Source organism: Acidimicrobiales bacterium, assembly GCA_036491125.1.
GTDB lineage: Bacteria > Actinomycetota > Acidimicrobiia > Acidimicrobiales > AC-9 > AC-9.
In genome coordinates, this window is record DASXCO010000027.1 from 1 (window position 1) to 21255 (window position 21255).

21 protein-coding genes are annotated in these 21255 nt (G+C 68.7%); 10 read left to right on the forward strand and 11 right to left on the reverse strand.

Annotation, left to right across the window (positions count from 1 at the left end; all coding sequences use genetic code 11):
* Window positions 1-1262 (reverse strand): HAMP domain-containing sensor histidine kinase (locus VGF64_02050; protein ID HEY1633511.1); only part of this gene is annotated, 1262 nt, incomplete at its 3' end.
* Between the two features lie 17 nt (window positions 1263-1279).
* Window positions 1280-1960: a response regulator transcription factor gene (locus tag VGF64_02055; GenBank protein HEY1633512.1), complete on the reverse strand. Its 681-nt coding sequence runs from the start codon at window positions 1958-1960 to the stop codon at window positions 1280-1282.
* A gap of 150 nt (window positions 1961-2110) precedes the next feature.
* On the opposite strand from VGF64_02055, the gene VGF64_02060 reads away from it, so the two are divergent.
* Window positions 2111-2437 carry a hypothetical protein gene (locus tag VGF64_02060; protein HEY1633513.1) on the forward strand — a complete coding sequence of 109 codons (327 nt, stop codon included), beginning with the start codon at window positions 2111-2113 and terminating at the stop codon, window positions 2435-2437.
* Between the two features lie 40 nt (window positions 2438-2477).
* On the opposite strand, the gene VGF64_02065 is transcribed toward VGF64_02060, so the two are convergent.
* The gene (locus tag VGF64_02065) at window positions 2478-3113 is read right to left on the reverse strand and encodes a DUF308 domain-containing protein (protein HEY1633514.1); all 636 of its coding nucleotides are present in this window, start codon (window positions 3111-3113) and stop codon (window positions 2478-2480) included.
* A gap of 147 nt (window positions 3114-3260) precedes the next feature.
* Here VGF64_02065 and VGF64_02070 point away from each other — a divergent pair, with 147 nt between their 5' ends.
* Entirely contained in the window at window positions 3261-3941 is a 681-nt protein-coding gene (locus tag VGF64_02070; GenBank protein ID HEY1633515.1) for a nuclear transport factor 2 family protein, read from the forward strand.
* A gap of 74 nt (window positions 3942-4015) precedes the next feature.
* Entirely contained in the window at window positions 4016-4570 is a 555-nt protein-coding gene (locus tag VGF64_02075; protein HEY1633516.1) for a hypothetical protein, read from the forward strand.
* A 34-nt stretch (window positions 4571-4604) separates the two neighbouring features.
* On the opposite strand, the gene sigH is transcribed toward VGF64_02075, so the two are convergent.
* The 6 genes from sigH to VGF64_02105 form a co-directional block, all read right to left on the reverse strand.
* Entirely contained in the window at window positions 4605-5261 is a 657-nt protein-coding gene (sigH, locus tag VGF64_02080) for an RNA polymerase sporulation sigma factor SigH (GenBank protein ID HEY1633517.1), read from the reverse strand.
* A gap of 260 nt (window positions 5262-5521) precedes the next feature.
* Window positions 5522-6880, reverse strand: a complete 1359-nt coding sequence (locus tag VGF64_02085) for a hypothetical protein (GenBank protein ID HEY1633518.1) — start codon at window positions 6878-6880, stop codon at window positions 5522-5524.
* 411 nt (window positions 6881-7291) lie between these two features.
* The gene (locus VGF64_02090) at window positions 7292-7495 is read right to left on the reverse strand and encodes a hypothetical protein (protein HEY1633519.1); all 204 of its coding nucleotides are present in this window, start codon (window positions 7493-7495) and stop codon (window positions 7292-7294) included.
* A gap of 148 nt (window positions 7496-7643) precedes the next feature.
* Window positions 7644-8321, reverse strand: coding sequence for a response regulator transcription factor (locus VGF64_02095; protein HEY1633520.1), 678 nt, complete (start codon window positions 8319-8321; stop codon window positions 7644-7646).
* Window positions 8322-8528: 207 nt separating this feature from the next.
* Window positions 8529-9464, reverse strand: a complete 936-nt coding sequence (locus VGF64_02100; GenBank protein HEY1633521.1) for a polysaccharide deacetylase family protein — start codon at window positions 9462-9464, stop codon at window positions 8529-8531.
* A gap of 11 nt (window positions 9465-9475) precedes the next feature.
* Complete coding sequence (locus VGF64_02105) at window positions 9476-10024, reverse strand: hypothetical protein (GenBank protein ID HEY1633522.1); 549 nt, start codon at window positions 10022-10024, stop codon at window positions 9476-9478.
* 171 nt (window positions 10025-10195) lie between these two features.
* Between VGF64_02105 and VGF64_02110 the strand changes: the two genes are divergently transcribed.
* The 4 genes from VGF64_02110 to VGF64_02125 all read left to right on the forward strand — a co-directional run bounded on the left by VGF64_02110 (window position 10196) and on the right by VGF64_02125 (window position 15365).
* Entirely contained in the window at window positions 10196-13060 is a 2865-nt protein-coding gene (locus tag VGF64_02110; GenBank protein HEY1633523.1) for an AAA family ATPase, read from the forward strand.
* 119 nt (window positions 13061-13179) lie between these two features.
* Window positions 13180-13614: a hypothetical protein gene (locus VGF64_02115; protein HEY1633524.1), complete on the forward strand. Its 435-nt coding sequence runs from the start codon at window positions 13180-13182 to the stop codon at window positions 13612-13614.
* A 551-nt stretch (window positions 13615-14165) separates the two neighbouring features.
* Window positions 14166-14711, forward strand: a complete 546-nt coding sequence (locus tag VGF64_02120; GenBank protein ID HEY1633525.1) for a hypothetical protein — start codon at window positions 14166-14168, stop codon at window positions 14709-14711.
* A 150-nt stretch (window positions 14712-14861) separates the two neighbouring features.
* Window positions 14862-15365 carry a hypothetical protein gene (locus tag VGF64_02125; protein HEY1633526.1) on the forward strand — a complete coding sequence of 168 codons (504 nt, stop codon included), beginning with the start codon at window positions 14862-14864 and terminating at the stop codon, window positions 15363-15365.
* Between the two features lie 64 nt (window positions 15366-15429).
* Here VGF64_02125 and VGF64_02130 read toward each other — a convergent pair whose 3' ends face one another.
* A complete protein-coding gene (locus VGF64_02130) occupies window positions 15430-16365 on the reverse strand; it encodes a LysR substrate-binding domain-containing protein (GenBank protein ID HEY1633527.1) in 936 nt (311 codons plus the stop codon).
* 85 nt (window positions 16366-16450) lie between these two features.
* Between VGF64_02130 and VGF64_02135 the strand changes: the two genes are divergently transcribed.
* A complete protein-coding gene (locus tag VGF64_02135; GenBank protein HEY1633528.1) occupies window positions 16451-17977 on the forward strand; it encodes a DHA2 family efflux MFS transporter permease subunit in 1527 nt (508 codons plus the stop codon).
* Window positions 17978-18307: 330 nt separating this feature from the next.
* The gene (locus VGF64_02140; protein ID HEY1633529.1) at window positions 18308-19879 is read left to right on the forward strand and encodes a Na+/H+ antiporter; all 1572 of its coding nucleotides are present in this window, start codon (window positions 18308-18310) and stop codon (window positions 19877-19879) included.
* A gap of 550 nt (window positions 19880-20429) precedes the next feature.
* On the opposite strand, the gene VGF64_02145 is transcribed toward VGF64_02140, so the two are convergent.
* On the reverse strand, window positions 20430-20564 hold the full coding sequence (locus VGF64_02145; GenBank protein ID HEY1633530.1) for a hypothetical protein: 135 nt from the start codon (window positions 20562-20564) through the stop codon (window positions 20430-20432).
* A gap of 473 nt (window positions 20565-21037) precedes the next feature.
* Between VGF64_02145 and VGF64_02150 the strand changes: the two genes are divergently transcribed.
* Window positions 21038-21255: hypothetical protein (locus VGF64_02150; GenBank protein ID HEY1633531.1), on the forward strand; the 218-nt coding region annotated here is incomplete at its 3' end.

A 21255-nucleotide genomic window follows, 5' to 3' on the forward strand; every position in this document is an offset into this window, starting at 1 on the left:
CCGGTGCCGTCACCCGCGCCTCGGCGGCCCGCCGCCGAGCCGCGGAAGAAGCGCTCGAAGATCCGTGCCCGAGCCTCCGCGGGTACGCCGGGCCCGGCGTCCTCGACGATCAGGCGCACCGTGTCGTCGGTCGCCTCCACGGCCAGCCTGGTCACACCGCCGGCGTACACGGCGGCGTTCTCGACCAGATTGACGACCACGCGCTCGATGCGCCGCTTGTCGACCGAGACCTGCAGACCGGCAACCTCGGGGGCGAGCTCCACCGGCAGGTTGCCGTTGCCCGACGCCTGGACGGCGTGCTGCACCAGCTCATCGACGCGGACGTCGTCGAGCGACAGCTCGGCCGATCCGGTGTCGAAGCGGGAGATCTCGAGCAGGTCCGTGACCATGCGCTGGAAGCGCCGCAGCTCTGCGGCCAGCAGATCGACGGCCTGTTGCGACCGGTCGGGTAGCTCCTGGCGCCGGGCCTCCAGCACGCCGATCGACGTCGAGAGGGTCGTCAGAGGCGAGCGGAGCTCGTGGCTCACGTCCGAGGTGAAGCGCGCCTCGCGCTCGATCCGCTCCTGGAGCCGGTCGGCCATGCGGTTGAAGGAGGAGGCCAGGGTGGCCAGGTCGGCCTCGTCGAAGGTCTCGAGGCGGGTATCGAGGCGCCCGCCGGCGATGGCCACGGCGGCCTGGGCCACGTCGCCGAGCGGACGCAGCGCCCTCCCGCTCGCCCAGCGCCCGATCACGATCCCCGCGAGGGTGATGGCGACCGAGCCAGCGGCGAGGGTGAGGGCCAGGATCCGCAGGGTGTGATCGAGCTCCTGGAGGGAGAACACCTCGAAATAGGCCGATCCGACGACCGGGATCGGGATGCCCACTCCCATCTGCAGCGAACCAGCCAGGTTGAAACGTTGACTGGCGGGCGCGCCCCCGATGACCTGGCTGCGGAGGTGGGCGGGGATGGCATCCCGACCGACAGTGAGCGAGGTGGCGAACCACCGGCCGCGGTCGTAGAGGACCGAGCGCGACCCAGGGACGGTGTCGAGGGACGCCAGGAGGGGCGGGATGTCCGGCTGGGTCGACTGCAGCGCGGCGCGCACGAGATTGGCGTTCACGTAGGCCTGGCGCAGCACGGCGGTCTGCCGCTCGTGCAGGAAGTACTGGCGGGCGGTGAAGTAGGTCAGGGTTGACAGGGCCACCGATAGGGCAAGGGCGCCAAGGGCGAAGGCGGCGGTGACCCTCGACCTGACTCCCAGTCGGCGGTGCCGCCTCGGCATCTCAGGCAACCAGCCTGTCAGGACACCAGCTTGTAGCCGAGCCCCCGCACGGTCACCACGTGACGGGGGTTGGCGGGGTCGGGCTCGATCTTGGTCCGCAGCCGACGGATGTGCACATCGACCAGTCGCCCGTCACCGAAGTAGTCGTAGCCCCACACCCGCTCGAGGAGCTGCTCCCGGCTGAACACCTTGCCCGGGCTGCCCGCCAGCTCGCAGAGGAGGTGGAACTCGGTCCGCGTCAGGTGGATCTCCTCGTCGCCCCGTCGCACGGCCCCCTCCTCGGGGACCACCACCACGTCCCCGAACTCCATGGCCGGCGACCCGCCGTTGCCCGCACGCACCCGACGCAGCAGGGCACGGATGCGGGCGGCCAGCTCCTTGGCGACGAACGGCTTGGTCACGTAGTCGTCGGCTCCGGCCTCCAGACCGGCGACCACGTCGTGGGTGTCCGAGCGGGCAGTGACCACGAGCACCGGCACCGAGCTCACCCGCCTGAGCGCCCGGCAGCACTCGAGGCCGTCGATGCCGGGCAGCATGAGGTCGATGAGCACCAGGTCGGCCGGCCGCTGGGCGAACCTCTCCAGACCGTCCTCGCCGGTTCCAGCCTCGTCGATCTCGTAGCCCTCGTCCTCCAGGGCGAGTCGCATCGACGCTCGAATTCGTTCGTCGTCCTCGACGAGCAGGAGGCGGCTGGCCACACGGAAATGTTCCCGCATCGGCACACCCCCTGTCAGCCCATCCCCCCAGGTCGGTGACACCGCTGAGTGGCGCCGCTGGCGCAGGATCGTCACCCAACCGCAACGGCCCCCCACTCGCCGTCGGGTCGGTTAGGGGGGATGATGGGGCCCATGGTCGCACGAGGGCGCCAGCGCTGGTCCCGGCCCGGGACCGTCGTGATCGAGTCGTGCAACAGCACGTGGCTGTTCGACCCGGCCCAGCGACTCTTCTGCCGGGTGCCGCGGGGCACCGCCATCGAGGTGCCGCCGCCCCCGAGTCGCTGGGAGCCCTTTTTCGCCCTGGACGTCGACCCCAACTCGGAGGCGTTCGTGGTGACGCTCAACGAGGCGGGTACCCGCCTGCTCCGCTCGTGGCGACACGTCGAGCGCTGCGCCCAGTGCGGTGGTGAGGGCACCGCCCAGCTCTACCTCGACCCCATCGCTCCCGGCGCCGGCTGAGGGTCCGATCCGATCGCGGGCGCGGCCGATCCTCATGGTTTCAGGTCCGGTGAGCGGCGTGAGCGGCGCTTCGTTGCATGGCAATTGACCCGGTGACGTCGAGCACGCCGCGCGCCACGAGGTAGATCCCGAGGACGGCAGCCAAGGTCAGCAGTCCGATGCCAGGCCAGCTCACGACGATGATGCCCGCCACCAGATCGGCGATTCCCCGGAGCACATCAAGCGACCGGTCGGGGCTGGCCGTCACTGCGGTCACGAGCGCAGCAACCGCCGAGATCAGCAGGTAGATGCCGAAGACCAGGCCGATGACCGTGACGCCCCGCAGCGGTCGGGTCACGACGAGCACGCCGGCGACGATGCCCAGAAGGCCGAGGACGACACGCAACGGAGCGCCATCCTCGTGGAGCGTCTCCAACCCCCCTATCAGCTGCATGGCACCCCAGAACACGAGATAGGCGCCCAGGGCGATGCTGACCACGGCAATGGTCCGACCGGGGTTGGTGAGCACGAAGATCCCCGCCAGGGTGCCGATGATCCCGCCGATGAACGAGACCCACCAGTACCGGCGAAGCAGCTCCGCCGTCGCGAGCTCACGGCCCTCGATGAGGGGCGGATCCAGATCCGCGGGCCGGAGGGGGGCGGCCGGGGATGATATCGGTCGGGGGAGTGGTGCCATCTGGTCGTTTCGGTTGCGTAATGATGCCCGGCCTGTCCGGACCGTTGTCAAGCAGGGCCCGGCGCCGGGCCTGGTGGCCCGCAGTGCTTGCCCGGGCGGCCGCCAGCCGCCAACATCACCTCGGGAGCACGATCGAGGGGGGACGAGATGACAATCGCGAGCGACGGCGAGGCCCGCATCGGCCGGGCGCGCACGCTGTTGGAGCAGTGCGGTGTCGAGGCCGCGGGATTGAGCGAGCACGAGCTCGTTGCCCGCGCTGAGCACATTGCCGATGCGGCGGCCCGCTACCAGGCGGGCTCGTCGATGGTCGAGATGTGGGACCGCCACCTGGCGAGCGAGTTCGGCGCCCATGACGTGGACGCCACCATGGACACCATGGTCGGCGATCCCTACCTGCTGCACGTCCCCGTCATCACTGGCGACACGGGCCGTGCCGGAGTCCGGCGGTTCTACTCCGACCACTTCATTCCCAAGATCCCGGCCGACTGGGAGATCACCGAGATCTCGCGGACGGTCGGCGCCGACCAGATCGTCGACGAGATGGTCGCGACGTTCACCCATGACACCGAGGTCGACTTTCTCCTACCCGGCGTGCCACCGAGCGGCAGGCACGTCGAGGTACCGATCGTGGCCATCGGCGCCTTTCGAGGCGACGAGGTGCGCTACGAGCACATCTACTGGGATCAGGCCTCGGTGCTCGTCCAGATCGGGTTGCTGGACCAGGCCGGTCTGCCCGTCGCCGGCGTCGAGCAGACGCGGAAGCTGCTCGACGACACCGGCCCCTTCAACGCCCTGATCGGCGCTTCGGGCCGAGGTACGGTGCCGTGACGGATCCCCGGGAACCGTATCCCGGGGACGCGTATCCCAGGGACCCACACCCGCGGGATCCCCGGGACGCATCCATGGCCACCCAGCTGAACCGGCGCTACGAGTACTACCCGGGCGAGGCGACATTGGGCGCGCCGCCGGTGACCATTCACCGGCCCTGGTCGCTGGGGATGCTGATCGCCGGGATCGGGGCGATCCTGGTGGGGGCCTGGGCCGGCATCGTCGTCTTCATCGGACCGAAGTTCGGCTACACCCTGGGTTCATCGGTGGCGTGGCAGCTGACGTCCGACCACGTCTACCTGCAGCTGGCGCCGGGAGCGGCCGGTGTCCTTGCCGGGCTCATCTTCCTCGGCTTCGTACCTGGCCGGGAGAGGTCGCCCTTCTTGCGGGTTCTGGTGGTGGCCGCCGGGCTGTTGGCCGCGGCCGCTGGTGCCTGGCTGGTCATCGGACCGGACGCGTACACCGTCGTCCGCCATGTCGGCGCCAACGGGCGCACCTTGCCGACCAGGTCGCTGGCGAGCTTCGTCACCCAGGTCGGCTATTACCTCGGGCCCGGCGTGCTGCTGGCCGTCTTCGGGGGGATGGCGCTCAGCATCGGGCCCCACCGCTGCGGCCGGGGCGGAGGCTGAGCCGTCGGCGACTGAGACGCCGCCGCCTCCGGGGTCAGCCGCCCACGAGGACGCCCTGGTCCACCTGCTCCTGGAGGCGCTGATTGACCTTGCGCTTGATCCGCTGGAGGGAGTTGTCGATCGACTTGACGTGGCGCCCCAGCCGCTCGCTGATGTCCTGGTACGAGTTACCCTCCACGTACAGGCGAAGCACGTCGACCTCGAGAGCGGTCAGCAGGTCCGCCATGCAGCGGCGGGCCTCGTCCAGGCCCTCCTTGCTGACGAGCTGGTCGGCAGGATCGCTGGCGGAGTCGGGGCCGAGCAGCTTGTCCACGGAGCGCTCGCCCTCGTCGTCGGGCCGAGCCGCCGAGATGGAGACGTACTGGTTGAGGGGTTGCTGCTTGTGGCGGGTGGCGGTCTTGATGGCCGTGACGATCTGTCGGGTGATGCACAGCTCGGCGAAGGCTCGGAAGGAGGCTTGGCGGTCGGCTCGGAAGTCCCGTGCCGCTTTGTACAGCCCGATCAGCGCCTCCTGCTCCACGTCGTCGGCGTCCGAGCCGACGAGGAAGTAGCTCCTCGCCTTGCGGCGGGCGAAGCTCCGGTAGCGGCGGAGGAGGGTATCGATCGCCTCTCCGTCGCCAGCGTGGAATCTGGCCACGAGCTCCTGATCGGACAGCTCGGTGTGGCAGCGCCGATCCGTACTTGCCGACATGTCCCCTCCTGCAGGTTCCTTCTTGTACTTCTTGCTTGAGTTTGACGGTGCCCTGACTAGATCGTACTAGCCAGTACCTCTCCACTAGTGCCGGCCGTCACACCTCCTGGGCCCGGCCCCGGCAAAACCGCGTTCTCCTTCCGAAAGCGGACAGCTCTACGCCGGATCAGGCAGGGAGAGAGAGCGGCAGGATGGCTTCTGGCGTCAGATGCCCAGTACCTGTGGACCAGACCGGACCACGGCGGGGGTCCGTCCGGACGTCAGACGCGCAGGTTCTCGATCGAGCTGCGTAGGCGCGACAGCTCGCCGAGGGTGTCATCGCGCAGCTCCTCGAGCTGGTCGAACTCGCGACGAAGCTCGTCGATGTGGACCATGGAGCCGTCCATCACGGCGCGAATCCGCTCTTCCGCCGCGGCGTCAGCCGTCTGCGTGAAGTGGTCGAGCTGTTGGCGCGCCTCGCGCACGGCGCGGGCAGCGTCGTGACGATCGAGTCGAGCCTCGCGGGCGAGCTCCTCGGCCCTGACGTGGGCCTCCTCCACGATCTCGGTGGCGAGCTGCTCCGCCTTGGCTCGTTCTTCGTCGGCTTCCTCGAGCAGCTGGCTGACGTGTTGGCGGGTGTCGTGCAGGTCCCGGGTGGCCTCTTCCCGGTCGAGCTCGGCCTGGCGGGCCGCCACTGACGTGACCCGATCAGCCTCGGCCCGCTCCGTCTCGGCGTCCTCGAGCAGCTGGCCGATGTGCTCACGAGTGTCACGCAGGTCGCGAGCGGCCTCGTCCCGGTCGAGTTGGGCCTGCTCCAGCATCGTTGCCGCCGCCAGCTCCGTCTCCGCCCGGTGGGCTTCGGCGGCATCGGTCACCTCAGCGGCGCGCCGGCGGGACTCCTCTAGGAGCGCGGCGGCGGCATCCTCCGCATCCGCCCGCTCCGCCCTCGCCTCGTCGAGGAGCTTGGCCGCGTGCTCCCGCTCGTTCCGGCTCTCATCGGCCATCTGGGCCGTCTGCGCCCTCGCCCGCTCGGACAGCTCCTCGGCGGTGGCCTGCGCACCGTCGACGAGCTCCGTCGCTTCCCTGTGGGCCGCCTCGGTGGTCTCGGTGGCGACCCGCGCCGCCTCGGCCCGCTCGGCTCGACCGTCCCGGAGCAGCTGACCGGCCCCTTCCCGCTCCCGGGAGGCATCCTCGCGGTCGAGACGCGCTTCCTCCCTGAGCTGGTGGGCCTGCTCATGAGCCTCTTCGATCGTCGCCTCGGCGTGCAGCCGGGCGTCCTCGAGGGTCCGGGCGGCCTCGCCCCGGTCCCGCTGCGCCCCCTCGACCTCGGCGGTGACCCTTTCCCTGAGCTCCTGCGATGCGTCCCACGCTTCCCTGATGATCTGGTCGGCCCGATCTCCCAACCATCGCACCGAGGGCGGGGGGGCGTCACCGAGCCGTTGTTCGAGCTCGGCCAGCTTCGTCTCGAGTCCATGGACCCGACGGCCCGCCGTGGCCGCCCTGGCGTCCGCAGCCTCGACCTGCGACTGCGCCTGGCCGGCCCAGCGTTCGTACTCGGCGAGATAAGCCTCCACCTGGGTGCGGTCGTAGCCGCGCACCACGACGGCGAACCTGGGTCGCTCGGCAGCGTTGTCGGTCATCAGCCCTTTGTCGTTCTATCCGTGCCGGAGGGGTGGCGCCGACCTCGCCGGATTCTCGGGTCGACCGGGTTGCGATTCTCCGGAGACCCCACCTCGACCTTCCCCCAATCGGCGCTTGGCATTCCCCCAATTGGTGCCCATTGTCTTCTAGGCACCGGCGCCTCCTTCCTTCCAGCCTCCTCGGCGGGTCCAGGAGCGGGTCGATTGAGCTACCCGGCGCCGACCGTGGCACACGCCATCAAGGCCAAGCATGGACGCCGCAATCGGCAGAACCGGGCTCGGGCGCGTCTACTCCCAGCTATTCGCTAGACGGAGCATAGCCAGTAGCTGCGCCCACCAGTGAATCTGGCCGGCGGCTCGGGCTGCAGGCACGGGGTCAGCCCGCAATGGCGGGAGATGGCGTCGGGGGTTCTACGCCCGACCGCTGTGGGTCTGACCGGGGTTGGTGACCCACGCGAACGCCTCGGCCAGGTCCAGGATCTCCCGGGCGCCGACGACCTGTGTCCCTTGCGTCAGGAGCTGCTCGAGGATGGCTCGCCTGACGCTGGCTTCGAGCACGTGCGACTCGACGGCCAGCGCACGAATCCGCTCTGTAGTCTCCTCATCGATGTCCATGTTCTCCCTTGAATGTGTCCCTGCAGGCGACTCGATCGTGTCGTGATGCCCACTTGTCGCTAGCTCCCAGCTGCAAGTTGACCAGCACCGCTGTGCGGGTCGAGTCCGCCGCGACGGAGGGTCGCGCCCTCCGTCCTCGGACGGTCCCTTAGGTGAAGATGCCCTGTCGGAGGACCGTGGCGATGGCATGGGCGCGGTCGTTGACGCCGAGTTTGCGGTAGATGGAGCGCAGGTGGGTTTTCACGGTCTCTTCGCCGACGACGAGTTGGGCGGCGATGAGTCGGTTGCTCAATCCTTCGACGAGAAGACCGAGCACCTGGCTCTCCCGCTGGCTCAATCCGAGCTGACTGCCGGGCCACCCCTGGTTGTCGCCGAGATGCGCGGCGTGCTTGGCGATGCGCGTCGCCATGGTCGGGTCCACGATCACCTGTCCGTTGGCGACGAGCACGAGGTGGTCCGCGAGCTGCGCAGCGCTCTGCGATTTGAGCAGGTACCCGGAGACACCGAGTCGCAGGGCATCGAACAGCCGGCGCTCGTCGCTGTCGTCGGTGAAGATCACCACCCGGAATGGTGGCTTCTCGCCCACGAGCTCCGCGGCCAGCTCGAGACCGCTGGTGTGGTGGAGCGTCGTGTCGAGCAGCACGACGTCAGCGCTGAGGCCGAGCGCCTTGGTGAGCACGTCTTCGGTGACGAGCGCCACGCCGACGACGTTGACCTGGTCGGCGTGCCGAGCGAGCATGGCCTGGAGTCCCACGACGATGATCTCGTCGTCGTCGACCAGGACCACCCGGACAGGCGCTTCTGCGTTGGTGGAGTCGTCATTCATAGCCAGGCTCGTGGAGCCTGTGACGACCGTACTTACGGGCCCCCTCGGCGGCTAGAGGAGTTCTTTCACCTCGAGTAGTGAGCTGCGTCCCCCGTTGACCTTCACCCGTTGTGAGGAGACGACGTCCTTTCCCAATACCTCCTTTGCCATCGATCGCCTCCCGACTAGTCGGGGACGTCCTTGGAGGATTCGAACGATTCGGACTTGCTAGTCCCGATCGCGGCCGCCAGGCTCGGCGACCAGCGGCGTCCGACTCTCGCCGGGCAGTCCGCTGACCTCGGCGGGAGCACGCGCGACAGTCGGCGTGAGCTCTTGCGTGGCGAGTGCCCACCGAGCGATCTGAGCTCTGGGCGCCCACCACACATTCGGCCGTTGGCGAGCCCAGCTGAGGAAGCGGTCGATCACCCGCACTCGCGATGCGTGACCGGAGATCCGGTCGTGCAAGGAGATCGACATCATCCGCCTCCGCCGAGCTCCCTCCTCGTAGAGCTGATCGAACTCATCGCAGAGCTGCTGTTCGTAGGCGTCCGGCGAGAATCCTGAGAAGTCGAAGGACGCGATGTCGTTCATGTGCACCGTGTACGGCACGGTGACGAAGGCCTTTCCGGCGATGTGCTGGATGAACGGCTCGTCGCCCGACAGGTCGTCGATGTGGTAGGTGAAACCGAGCTGCTGAAGCAGCTCGAGGGTGTGGACGCTCCCGCGCATCCAGTAGTTGTTGTAGCCCACTGGCCTCGTCCCGGTGGCCCGCTCGATCGATCGGACGCTGTCTTCGATCCAGGCGCGCTCCTCCTCGGGAGGGAGGAGGTACTGATTTGCCCAATGTCGACCGTGGGCCGCAGCTTCATGGCCGCGGCGCACGATCTCGAGGGCGAGCTCGGGGTGCCGGTCGACGGCTTCGCCGATCATGAAGGATGTGATCTGCACGTCGTGCTTGTCGAAGAGCTCGAGCATGCGGGGAATTCCTTCACGCACGCCGTAGTCGTAGAAGGAGTTCTGCACCAGGTCGGGATAGCCTGGCTCGATCGGTTCGGTGACCGGTCCCGGCGCGCCTGAGCGAGGCTGCCCGCCGGCCTCGAACTGCATGGAGATGGTCACGGCCAGCTGAGCATTGTCGGGCCAGAACCCAGGATTTGCGGTCATCTCGTCCGCCCTTAGGATCGGTGCGTCCGCATGGCTGGAATGACGCGGACGTCTCCCTGTAGCTGGAACACCAGGTTGTGGATGTCGGCCGACGCGATGGCACGCAGGGTGGAAAGCTCCGCCACCGCCTGGTCCGCGTCGAACACGTTGAGCGGCCAGTCGCCCGCCGTGCCGCCCTGTAGGTGCGGATGGTGAAAGCTTGCGCCGTAGGCAGCGCGGATGACGATGGGGTCGATGCCGGCGGCCTGCTGCTCTGGCCACGAGAGTGTCCAAGCGGCATTCACGCCCCCGTCGGCTGAGCGTCGGACGCCTGTCGCCTTCAGCTCACCCGTGTCGAGCAGCACATCCCTGTTGAGCTCTGTGAGCGCTTGCCGGGCGGGCGGATCGAGTAGCGCGACGGCTTGGCCAAAAAGGCGTTCCTTGTCCCGCCGGGAGCTGGCGCCCCCGTGGGTGCCGTCTCGCAGATCGGCGAAATGCCGTAATAGTGGTGCGGTGTACCGCGGGGCGGCGGTGTCCATCTTCGCGTTGTCCGAATTGTCGACTTCCGCTCCTTGGGACACTGTTGCTCCTTTGCCAGGTGGTGACGACATGATGGCTCGGCTCCCTCGGCGTTCGCACCGGGGCATCCCCCGGAGAGACCCCCCCGACTTTCGAGTCGGCGCAACGTCCAAGTGCCGCCGCTCAGCGGTCGCCCGGGCGATGGAGGCAAGGGCGGGCTACCGTGAGCCGTGATGGGGGGTGTGGGCGAGCCCGGTGACGTGTTGCTCGAGCGTGACCGAGAGCTGGAGCGGATCGGGCGGTGTCTGAAGCGGGCGCAGGAGGGCCGGGGGAGCGCGCTCGTCGTCGAGGGGCCGGCCGGAATCGGCAAGACCGCTCTGCTGGCACGCGCTCGCGACACCGCTCAGGACGAGGGCATGCGGGTGTTGCGGGCGCGTGGCGCCGAGCTGGAGCGAGAGTTCGCCTTCAGCGTGGTGCGCCAGCTGGTCGAGCCAGTACTGGCGGGGGCGTCGGAACCAGAGCGTTCCTCCCTCCTGGACGGGCCTTCCGCTGTGGCGGCACGACTGCTGGGCCTCCCGGGTCTGGCCGAGGGAGTACCTGTGGCGCCGCCGGTCGCCCCCGACCCGTCCTTCGCTGCACTGCACGGTCTGTACTGGCTCTGCGTCAACCTGGCGGCCGAGCGCCCTATGGCTCTGGTGGTGGATGACGCGCAGTGGGCGGACCGCGCGTCGCTGCGTTTTCTGGCCTTCCTGCTGCCCCGTCTCGAGGAGCTGCCCGTGGCGGTGCTCATGGGGGCTCGCCCACACGAGGCGGGAGAGAGTCGGGAGCTGCTGGCTACGGTGGCGATGGACCCCGGCACCGAGTTGGTAAGGCTGAGACCACTGACCACAGCAGGGGTCGCCAGGCTCGTGGCCGCGGGCTTGGGAGCTGAGCCGGACGACGACTTCGCGGCGGCGTGCCGGGAGGCGACGGGGGGCATGCCGTTTCTGGTCGGCACGCTCGTCGAGGCCCTGCGCGAGGGGCGGATCTCCCCGGTCGCCGCCTCGGCAGGAAAGGTCCGCGGTCTCGCCATCGCCACCCTGAGCCGCTGGGCGACACGGCGGCTCGGGCAGCTGGGTCCCGACGCCGCCAGGCTCGCCCGGTCGGTGGCGGTTCTGGAGCGGGCTGAGCTTGCCAGTGGCGCCCGACTGGCCGGACTGGGACCTGCGGAGGCGGCCGGGGCGGTCGAGCTCCTTGTCAGGGCCGGGGTACTGGAGGAGGGGCCGCTTTCCTTCGCCCACCCCCTTCTGCGCGGCGCTGTCTATAGCGAGATCGCGGCCACCGAGCTCGCCGAGGCGCACGGGCGCGCCGCGAGGCTGCTGGCCGAAAGTCACGAGAGCGCTGGCCGGGTGGCTGAGCACCTGCTGGCGACCGCGCGGGCGGGTGACGGCTGGGTGGTCGGGCAGCTGCGGGCAGCCGCGGGGGAGGCGGCCGCAGCGGGCGCGCCCGAGTCGGCGGCCACCTATCTGCGCCGAGCCCTCGCCGAGCCGCCAGTACCCGAGGCGAAAGCAGCCATTCTGCTCGAGCTGGGCCTGGCCGAGTTCAGCGCCGGTCAGCCGACCTGGCGGGACCATCTCGAAGAAGCGGTGGATTCGGCGCAGCACGATACGACCCGAATCGCCGCCGCGCTCCTGCTCGCCAGCGCGCTGGGTTTCCACCTGAGGCTGGCCGAGGCGGTCGATGTATGCGATCGCGTCGCTGCGCGCCTGGATGGGCGCGAACCCGAGGCCCAGATGGTGCTCGAGGCCTTGGCGGTCGCCTGCGGGTTGCTCGACGCCGCCATTGCACCGTCTCTGGCTGATCGAGCTCGTGCCCTCCTCGAGCGGGTCAGCGAGGACAGCGCGCCTCGCTTCGCATTGGCAGTAGCGGGGTTCGTGGCTGCGACTGCAAACGAGCGGGCCGAGCGGGCGTCCGACTTGGCACGCCGGGCGGTCAACGCCGGCCCGCGGCCGCTGCCCGATCTTGGCGAACCGCCGTGGTTCCCCATCGCCACGGTTGCGCTGTTCTGGGCGGAGCAGTACGACGAGGCACAGGTCCTCAACGACGCCGCCGCGGCCGAGGCGCGCGCTGCCGCCGACGGGCTGCTCCTACCCGCGGTCTTGGCTCAACGGGCCTGGCTCGCGGCTCGGCGTAGCGATCCCACCGCAGCCGAGGCTGATGCGCGCGCCCTCCTCGAGGCTCGGGGCCTGTCCGCTCCGCCGCTCTACCGTTTGTTGGCTACGGGCGTACTCGTCGACGCCCTGGTCGAGCGGGGCGAGCTGGACCAGGCCGAGGGCGCCCTCGAGTCGACTGCCGATCTCCACAGCACCTCCCAGGCAGCTGGGGTTCTTCGCCACGCCCGGGGCCGCCTCCGGTTCGCTCAGCGGCACCTCGGTGTGGCGCTCGACGACTTCCGCGCCGCCGGGGAGATCGCCACCCGGACACAAGCACTCAGCCCGTGCTACCTGCCGTGGCGCTCCGACGCCGCCTTGGCGGAGCTGGCTCTCGGTGACACCGAAGCGGCCCGACGGTTGAGCAAGGAAGAGCTGGAGCTGGCCCGCGCCTTCGGCGCCCCCCGCGCTCTCGGCGTGGCGCTGCGGGCCGCCGGTCTCGTGGCCGGAGGTCAGCGCGGCGAGGCCCTGCTACGCGAAGCGATCGAGGTGCTTGGTCGTCCCGACGACCGCCTGGAGCAGGCCCGCGCCCGAGCGGACCTGGGCGCCGTGCTACGCCGGAGCAACCGTCGGGTCGAGGCCCGAGACATGCTTCGCCGTGCAGTCGAGGCGGCGCACCGCGTCGGTGCCGTACCGCTCGCCAGCCGGGCAGAGACCGAGCTTCGCGCCACAGGCGCCAAGCCGCGACGGGTCATGCTCACCGGCCTCGAGGCTCTGACCGCCAGCGAGCGCCGCATCGCCGAGCTGGCCGCGGAGGGCCTCACCAACGCTCAAATCGCCCAAGCGCTGTTCGTCACAGCTCGCACCGTCGAGGGCCACTTGACCAATGTGTTCCTCAAGCTCGACGTCAGGGCACGCACGGAGCTAGGAGCGGCACTGGCTGCTCCGACCCGAGCGGTGCCCGCCTGATCGCACGGCGTCGCCCCGAAAAGTCAAGGGGACCAGTCAGGGGGATCCACGGTGCGAAGACGGATGCGGCGGACGGAGGATGATCTCGGAGGCAATCCGCGCTCCATTAGGAGGCTGTGGTGTGGCACCGGAGGAAACCCGCAGAAGCCACCTCAGACTTCCGGGAGCTCTGTACCGAGGCAGAGGCGTTCCTGGGTGGGACCTATGCCGAGTACCTCGAGTCGCTCGGTCGAAAAGTCCCCAGCTGGGCGTGGATGAACTTGGTTGCCCACGGCACAGAGGCCGACATCTCTGCGGTCGCCCGAAGCGACAACCATTGGGACGAATCGGCCATTTGGAGCACCGGTTGGCACCGGATGGTCTCCTTCCTGGCTGCCGACCTGTTGACCCTGGCCCGAACAACGGATCAGACCGTGTCGGCTCTCCAGCGTGAAGTCCTCGTCCCGCTGGAGCTCGATCTGGCGAGAGAGCACTACGGGCGACGGCTAGGTGCCGCACAGTTGGTGAGCGTTGTCCTGGCAGCCCTCCATGGCCATCCGAGCGCCAGCGGATAGGAGAAGGAACTCGGTGCACACGATCCGTCCCCCTCGGCTCGATCTGTCGAGAGCGGGAACCCGTGCTTAGGGTGGATGTCACAGATGTATCCGACGTGGCCGTGTGCCACGTCGCCGGTGACCTGGACGGGACGACGGCGTCGCGCTTCAGGCGGGCCTTTGTGCCCTGCGTCGGACCGCCCCGGTTGGTTATCGACCTGTCGGAAATGGTCTTCATCGACGGCGCAGGTCTTACAGCTCTCGTCGGAAGCATCCGGCGGGCCCGCGAGCTATCCACCGAGGTTGCTGTTTCATGTGATCGAGCTTGTCTTCGCACGGTGCTCGAGCACGTCGGCTTGACTCTGATTGTCAGGGTGTCTGACCGGATCGAGGACGCTCTGGCCGAGGTGCGCTCGGCCTCTGTCCTGCGTCGGCCGTCCGAATAAGCCTCCCCCCTGAGGCGCCAGCCACACTCGTTCGACAAGTCAGGGGGGTCTACCAGGGGGTCGCCCCGGTGCGAATAGGCGGGCAGCGGATCAATGATCGCTTATGCCGCTTACCAAGGAGCGATCATGATTCGCAACAGAGCTACTGCGGTCCTTGCCAGCACGGCGGCGGTGCCGCTCATCGCCCTGACCGCCGCCGCTTGTAGTAGCGGCGGTGGGGGTGCCAGCGCATCGCCGACTCCCGCCAAGACGACCACCGGGCAGCCGGCCACGGTCGGGGTTGCCAACAGCGGCTTGGGCCAGATCCTCGTCGACTCCCAGGGACGCACCCTCTATCTGTTCCAGAAGGACTCGGGGACGACCAGCGCCTGCACCGGCGCCTGCGCCACCGCCTGGCCTCCGCTCCGGGCGAGCGGCCAGCCCACAGCCGGTAGCGGGGCGAACTCCTCGCTGCTCGGGACGACACAGCGGTCCGACGGGAATCCGCAGGTGACCTACAACGGCCGCCCCGTCTACACCTTCACCGGCGACCAGAAGGCCGGTGCCACCAACGGCCAGGGCGTGAACGCCTTCGGCGCCAGCTGGTTTGCGCTGACCTCGGCCGGGAACCAGGCCGCGGGCCAGTCATCGGGTGGCGGCAGCTCGAGCTCGGGCGGCGCCAGTGGCTACTAACCCGGCATTCCTGGCTGGCGTAGGCACCTCCGTGTTGGCGATCGTCGCCCTCGCTCGCCAGCGGCGGGCCCTGGTGCCCGCCCGAGTTGTCAGCGACCACCGCGACCGGCGTCCGAGACGCTCGTCTCCTCTTGACGAAAGGCAGTGACCATGCAGACTTCCGACCTCCTACGCGATCGCCGCCGACGTGGTCCAACAACAGCTGAGCGCATCACGGCCAAGCGACTGCTCGACTACAGCGCCGCCGGACCGACGGGCTCCAGGTCACGACGGGCAGTACTCACGCTCGCTGTGGTCGTCGGGGCGGCGCTGGTCGCCACTACCGGCGCCATCCACCTGCACCTGTGGGCCAGTGGCTACCGGACCATACCCACCATCGGCCCGCTCTTCCTCTTCCAGGGCATCGCCGGTGCGGTCCTTGCTGTGGTCCTCGTTGTCTGGCGACGCCTGCTGACAGTGGTGGCGGCAGCCGGCTTCATGATCGCCACCATCGGCGGGCTCCTGCTCAGTGTCTATGTCGGGCTGTTCGGTTTCACGGACACCCTGGCGGCTCCCTTCGCCGGCATGTCCCTGGGGGTAGAAAGTGCGGGCGCCGTCGTCCTGGGAGCGATCGCCATCACGCTCGTACTTGGGCAGTTCGAGAGTGACAAGTGAGGCGCCACGCCATGCGATCGGCCAGCGGTGCGCCGGGATTGTTATCCCGAGCCCGGTTCGTTGCCTAACCCGGTGAGGCCGAGATGGAGGAGTGCCGGGATCTAGCACTCCGCCCCATTGGCTTGTTCGTGCTCGGCCCGGACGTTGTGGTTATGGGTGCAAGCGCCATGTCAACGAAGCGCTCAGCTGAAGGAGTCAACGCAGTGTCCCGATGAGCGACTACGACCTTGCGCCTGACTGCTGGCGTGGGGCTCGCTATGACACAGCCCAGCCGACTTGCCAAATCCGCTAGCGGTCTCGGCAGGAGGGTTGCTCCCGCTCCAGCCAGGACCAGGGGCAGCAACGCCTCTCGCTGGGCGGTGACGACGGCGACGTTGGGGGCCAGGCCAGCGGTGGTGAACGCCTCGTCGAGGAGGCGGCGGGTGGAGGTCTCGGGCGGACCAGCCACCAACGGCATCCCCGCCAGACGTCGGAGGGGGAGGGGCGACCGGGCGTCGGACCCCGGGGGCAGCACCATGAGGAAATCCTGGTCGCCGAGGCTGTGGACCACGAGTCCGGGAGCCGTCACGGCCTCGGTGATGCCCACCTCGCTCCGGCCGCTGCGAACCAGGTTGACCAAGGACGCGGTGTCCTCCGGGGCAGACAGAACGACCCGCACTCCCGGATGGGCACGCCGAAAGGATCCCACGATCGGCCCCACGGGGTGCACGGCGAGGGTGGGCAGCGCAGACAGATCGAGCTGTCCGGCGGCCAGGCCAGCGACCGCCCTCACCGCGGCCTGTCCTGTGTCGACGTCCCGAAGGGCCTGGCGCGCCGGGCCGACCAGGGCTTCGCCGGCCGCCGTGAGCTGCACGGAGCGACCAAGGCGGTGGAACATCGCGGTCCCGAGCTCTCCCTCGAGCTCCCCGACTGCTTGCGACACCGCCGGCTGGGACATTCCCAGAGCGTCAGCGGCCCGGCTGAAGCCGCCGTTATCGGCCACAGCGAGGAAGAGGGTCAACCGGCGTAGATCCATAACTAATATCAATACTATCTAGCGGAATCGCCTCTTTGACCTTTCGCTTGCCCAGGAAGACCATTGACGCATGGGCGACTGGCCGAGCCAGCGAGGAGATCGTTCGGCTCGCAGTATCGCCCGACGCAGCGAGCCCGTTTCGCCATCGAATGGGGCCGCCGGCTGGCGTCAAGCACTCGTCGAGCCCCGCCGGCCGGCGTGGGTTCGGGACAGTCCGAAGGCCTACTGGTACGCCGTCGCCGCGGTGTGTCTCGGGGCCTTCATGGGCCAACTCGACGCCAGCATTGTCACCTTGGCCTTCCCGAGCCTGCACCGGGACTTCAACGCCGGGTTGGGGGTGGTCACTTGGGTCGGCCTGTCATACCTGACCGTGCTGGTCGCGCTGGTGGTGCCGGTGGGGCGGCTGGCCGACATGGTCGGGCGGAAGCTTCTCTACACCTATGGGTTCGTCGTCTTCGTCGTCGGCTCAGTCCTCTGTGGCCTCGCCCCAACCCTTACCAGCCTGGTCGGTTTTCGTGTCCTGCAGGCCATCGGCGCGGCGATGCTCCAGGCCAACAGCGTGGCCATCATTGCCTTGGCGATGCCCAAGGAGATGCTCGGGCGGGCGATCGGGGTGCAGGGGGCAGCCCAAGCCCTGGGTCTGGCCCTTGGGCCGTCCCTCGGTGGTCTGCTCATAGCCGTGGGCGGATGGAGGCTCATCTTCTTTGTGAACGTCCCCGCCGGCATCGCCGGGGCGATCCTCGGCTGGCTCTTCATCCCTCGGAGCAGAGAGCTCCAGCGCCGGGTCCGCTTCGACTGGACGGGCTTGGGGTTGTTCGTCCCGGCGGTGGTGGCGCTGCTGGTTGCCGTGTCCCTCGGGAACGAGCTGGGCTGGATGTCCTCGCTCATCGTGGGGCTGCTCGGTTGCTTCATTGCACTGATGGTGGCCTTCGTGGTCCACGAGCGACGCGCCTCTGCGCCCATCGTCGATTCGGCCTTGTTCCGGAGGATGCGATTCTCTGCTGCACTCGGTGCCGGGCTGCTCTCCTATCTGGTGCTTTTCGGGACTCTCTTCGTCGTGCCCTTCTATCTCGAAAGAGCATTGGGCATGGGTGTGGGCCAGGCGGGCCTGGAGCTCACGGTGATGGCCGTTCTGCTCGGACTGATAGCACCCCTCGCCGGCCGAGCGGCCGACCGCTGGAGCGCTCGCCCGCTCACCGTGCTTGGAATGCTGCTCGTGGCCACCTCACTCGCCGTGCTTGGTCTTGATCAACCAGGAACGGCCGAGCGGCTTGGTGCGTTGGTGGTCCTCGGCGCTGGCCTGGGATTGTTCACCCCGCCGAACAACGCCGCCATCATGGCCACCGCGCCACGGAGCCAAGCCGGTATGGCAAGCGGCATCCTGAACATGACCCGTGGTCTCGGCACGGCGATGGGGCTGGCCTTCACGAGCCTGGTTTTCGGGAGCGTGGCCGGCAGCCAGCTCTCTCCTGGTTCCGTGACGCAAGGCTTCGAGGCTTCAACCGTCTTTCTGGCCGTCGTGGCGGTGGTCGCTGCGAGCCTCGCAGCCGTGGGGGGTCGAGGACCCAACGTCGGCCGTCCGGCACCGGCCCGATGAGCTGTCGTAAAGGCCCGGCCTTGTGGGGGGCTATTACGATAGGTGACCTGCACCCCACGCCGTCCCACGCGCGTGGCGAAAAGAGGCTCGGAGATGCAGATCGCCCTGTAGAGGCCTACGGCGTTGATGGCTCCTGTTAGGTGGAGCCCCCGCTGACATGGAACTGTCAGACAGCCGGAGGCGAGAGCTGAACCCGCCCGCGGTTTTGGGGAATACTTGAGTCAGGTGAGCCGGGAAGCCTGGTCGGCATGAGTTCTTACGCGGGAGGACCATGCCAGATCTGGCACCCGGCACCCAGGTTGCTGAACTGGACGTAGCAGGTGCGAACCGGTGACTGCGTCGCTGCTCGGGGTCGGGTTGGCTATGGCGGTCGTCGTGGTGGCCAGTCGGGCCCTGTCTCAGCGCTCGGGCCTTCCGTACCCGGTGTTCCTCGTCGTCGCCGGAGCGGCGGCCAGCTTCGCCCCGCACGTGCCGGCGATCCACCTCGACCCGCGGGTGGTTTTCCTGGGGTTCCTGCCCCCTCTCGTCTACCACGCCGGGTTGGTCACATCGCCCCGCGAGCTGCGGGCCAATGCGCTGCCCATCAGTCTGGGCGCCCTGGGGCTCGTCTTGGCGACGACCTTCGCCGTAGCCGGTGTGGCGTGGGCGGTGGCACCGGCGCTTGGTTGGGTCGGCGCCTTCGTCCTGGGGTCGGTCGTCGCCCCCACCGACCCGGTCGCGGCCACCTCGGTGCTGAAGCGCCTGGGCGGCCCCCCGCAGGTGACCACCATCCTCGAAGGCGAGAGCCTGGTGAACGACGGGATCGCCCTCAGCCTGTTCGCCCTGGGACTGGCGGCGGTGGCCGCCCCCACCAGCGTCGGAGGCGGCGTGCTGTCATTTGTGAAAGTGGCGGGCGGTGGCGCCGCCTTCGGCCTGGGAATCGGGTGGATCGCATCCCGGGTCCGCCGTCCCCTGCGGGACCCGGCGTCGCAGCTCGTGGTCTCCCTCCTCATTCCCTTCGTCGCCTACCTGCCCGCCAACGCCCTCGGCCTCTCCGGGGTCCTGTCGACTCTGGTCACCGGTTTGGTCCTCGGCCAGCAGGGCCTGGCCGGCCTGGCGCCCTCGGGGCGAATCCGCGTGGCGGATTTCTGGGAGGTGCTGGTCTTCCTGCTCGAGTCGGCCCTGTTCCTGCTGGTCGGCTTTCAGCTGCGCTTCATCATCAGCGGCGTCAGCAGCTACTCCACTGCCACCGTCGCGCTGGTGGCAGGGCTCGCCGTGGGCGTCGTGGTTGTCGTGCGGATGGCATGGTGGCTGGCGGTGCCCACGGTGCGCTGGCGGGCCGAGGAACGGATGGTGGACACCGGCGGCGTCCCATGGCAGGACCGAGTGGCGCTGGGCTGGAGCGGGCTGCGAGGCGCCATCTCCCTGGCCGCCGCCCTGTCCATCCCCACCGCCGTGGCCGGACGGGCGTTCCCGGCTCCGGACCTTGTCGTCTTCGCCACCTTCTGCGTCATCGCCGTCACCCTGGTGGGACAGGGCACGTCGCTTCCGTGGCTGCTGCGCCGCCTCAATCTGGTGGGAAGCGACGTGGAGCGGCGCCAGCACGCCGTCGCCGAGCGTCGCTGCGCCGAGGCCGCCCTCCGCCAACTCGACGAGCTGGTGGCCCAGCAGCAGGTGCCCGACGCCGTGGCCGAGACCCTTCGCCAGGTCTACGAGCGACGCCTCGACCGGGTCCGGATCGAGCTCGGTGGCATTGACGCCGATGAGGCGCCGCCTGTCTCACTCTCGGCGGTGCAACGTCGACTGTTGGTGACACAGCATGAGGCACTCCGTCAGCTACACGACCGAGGCGAGATCAGTTTCGCCGTCATGAGGGACGTGCGCCGTGAGCTCGACCTCGAGCAGGCGAGCCTCGAGCACTGACGGTGGCGTTGCCTCGCTGTTCCACCTGTTGGCGTTGCACGAGGCCGAGGGATGGGGGTGTGGAGCGGCGATCGCATACTGACGCTGCATGCGTCACCCCGACTGGAACGAGGGTGACCTTGGGTGCGTCAGGGTGACGCTCCCGATCAGTCCCGGCCACCCCTGTGGCTACCCTCGGCCCTCTCACACATCGAGGCCTCAAGCACTTCTTGCCTCTGACCAGGGCTTTCGGTGGAGGCGATGGGACTCGAACCCACGAAACCTCTTGACTGCCAGTCACGACCTGGGACGCTGGCTGGCGATGGCGCACGCTGGCTCACGCTAGAAATCCCTGGTCGAAGGGCTCTCGGCTAGCGCCAGCCATCGTCCGCCAGCGGTAGCGATGGCTCGGTCTGATACTTCCGCTGATACTTCCGATACCTTCGGCCGGCGCCCTGGTCGGGAGAGGGAGGCGCTGAGATCGCCCGAGAGCCTCCGAGACCCCCGGTCGGGTCCATCGGGGTGCCCTCTCGTGCCTACAGGCGCAGGCTCGTGATCCTGGCGCCCAGTGCTACCGCTCTCGGCGGGTGGACGAGACCCGGCGAGCCTCGGTCACCAGGGGGCGTAGCCAGGAGGGGACTCGACCCGTGTCGGCGATCTTGGCGAACTCGTTCCCGAGCACCTCGGCGAGCGCACTCTGAGTCACGCCCTCCTGAGCAGAGATCGCCCGCCAGCCAGCTTGCGCCTGAGCGGAGAGGCGTCTCATCGGGGGCGGGGTGACCACGGCGACATCATGGCGGACCGGATCGTATCCCCGTGTGACCTGTTGCAGTCACCAGTAGGCAGCGATAGCGTCGGACCCGTCGTGGTAAGAAGCACGAGGGACCACGGCAGGGGTGAGGGGCCTATGCGCTGGCGTTGTCCGTGACCGGCACCGGCCTACTGAGGTGGGCGGCTCCGGGGGACATCGGGGGTATCCGCCACCCCTGCCCGTCGAGCCGCCCACCAGAGCGGGTCCGGGGAGACCACGTAGCCCACGACTCCCCCCTTAGTCTTCCCGGCCCGCTCTCTAGCTAGACGAGGGAGGATCATGCACGAGGACGAGGAGCGCATGACGGCGCTGGTGGTCACCGACCCCAAGCCCGGCGACCGGCCTGCGATGGGGTGACCCGTTGAGTCATGCTTTCGAGCATGGGGCGACGGCCAACCTATCCAAACCCGGCGGACCTGACCGCTAAGGAACTTGCTGTCATCGGCATGGTGACTGTCAACTGCGCTGCTCTTGAACAATGTGTCTATTACACGCTCGTAACCATGACTAAGGCTTATGCCGCAGGACACGAACTCGTCGCTGGGCAGTCGGTTGCCTGGATGCTGGATCGACTCGAACGAATAGT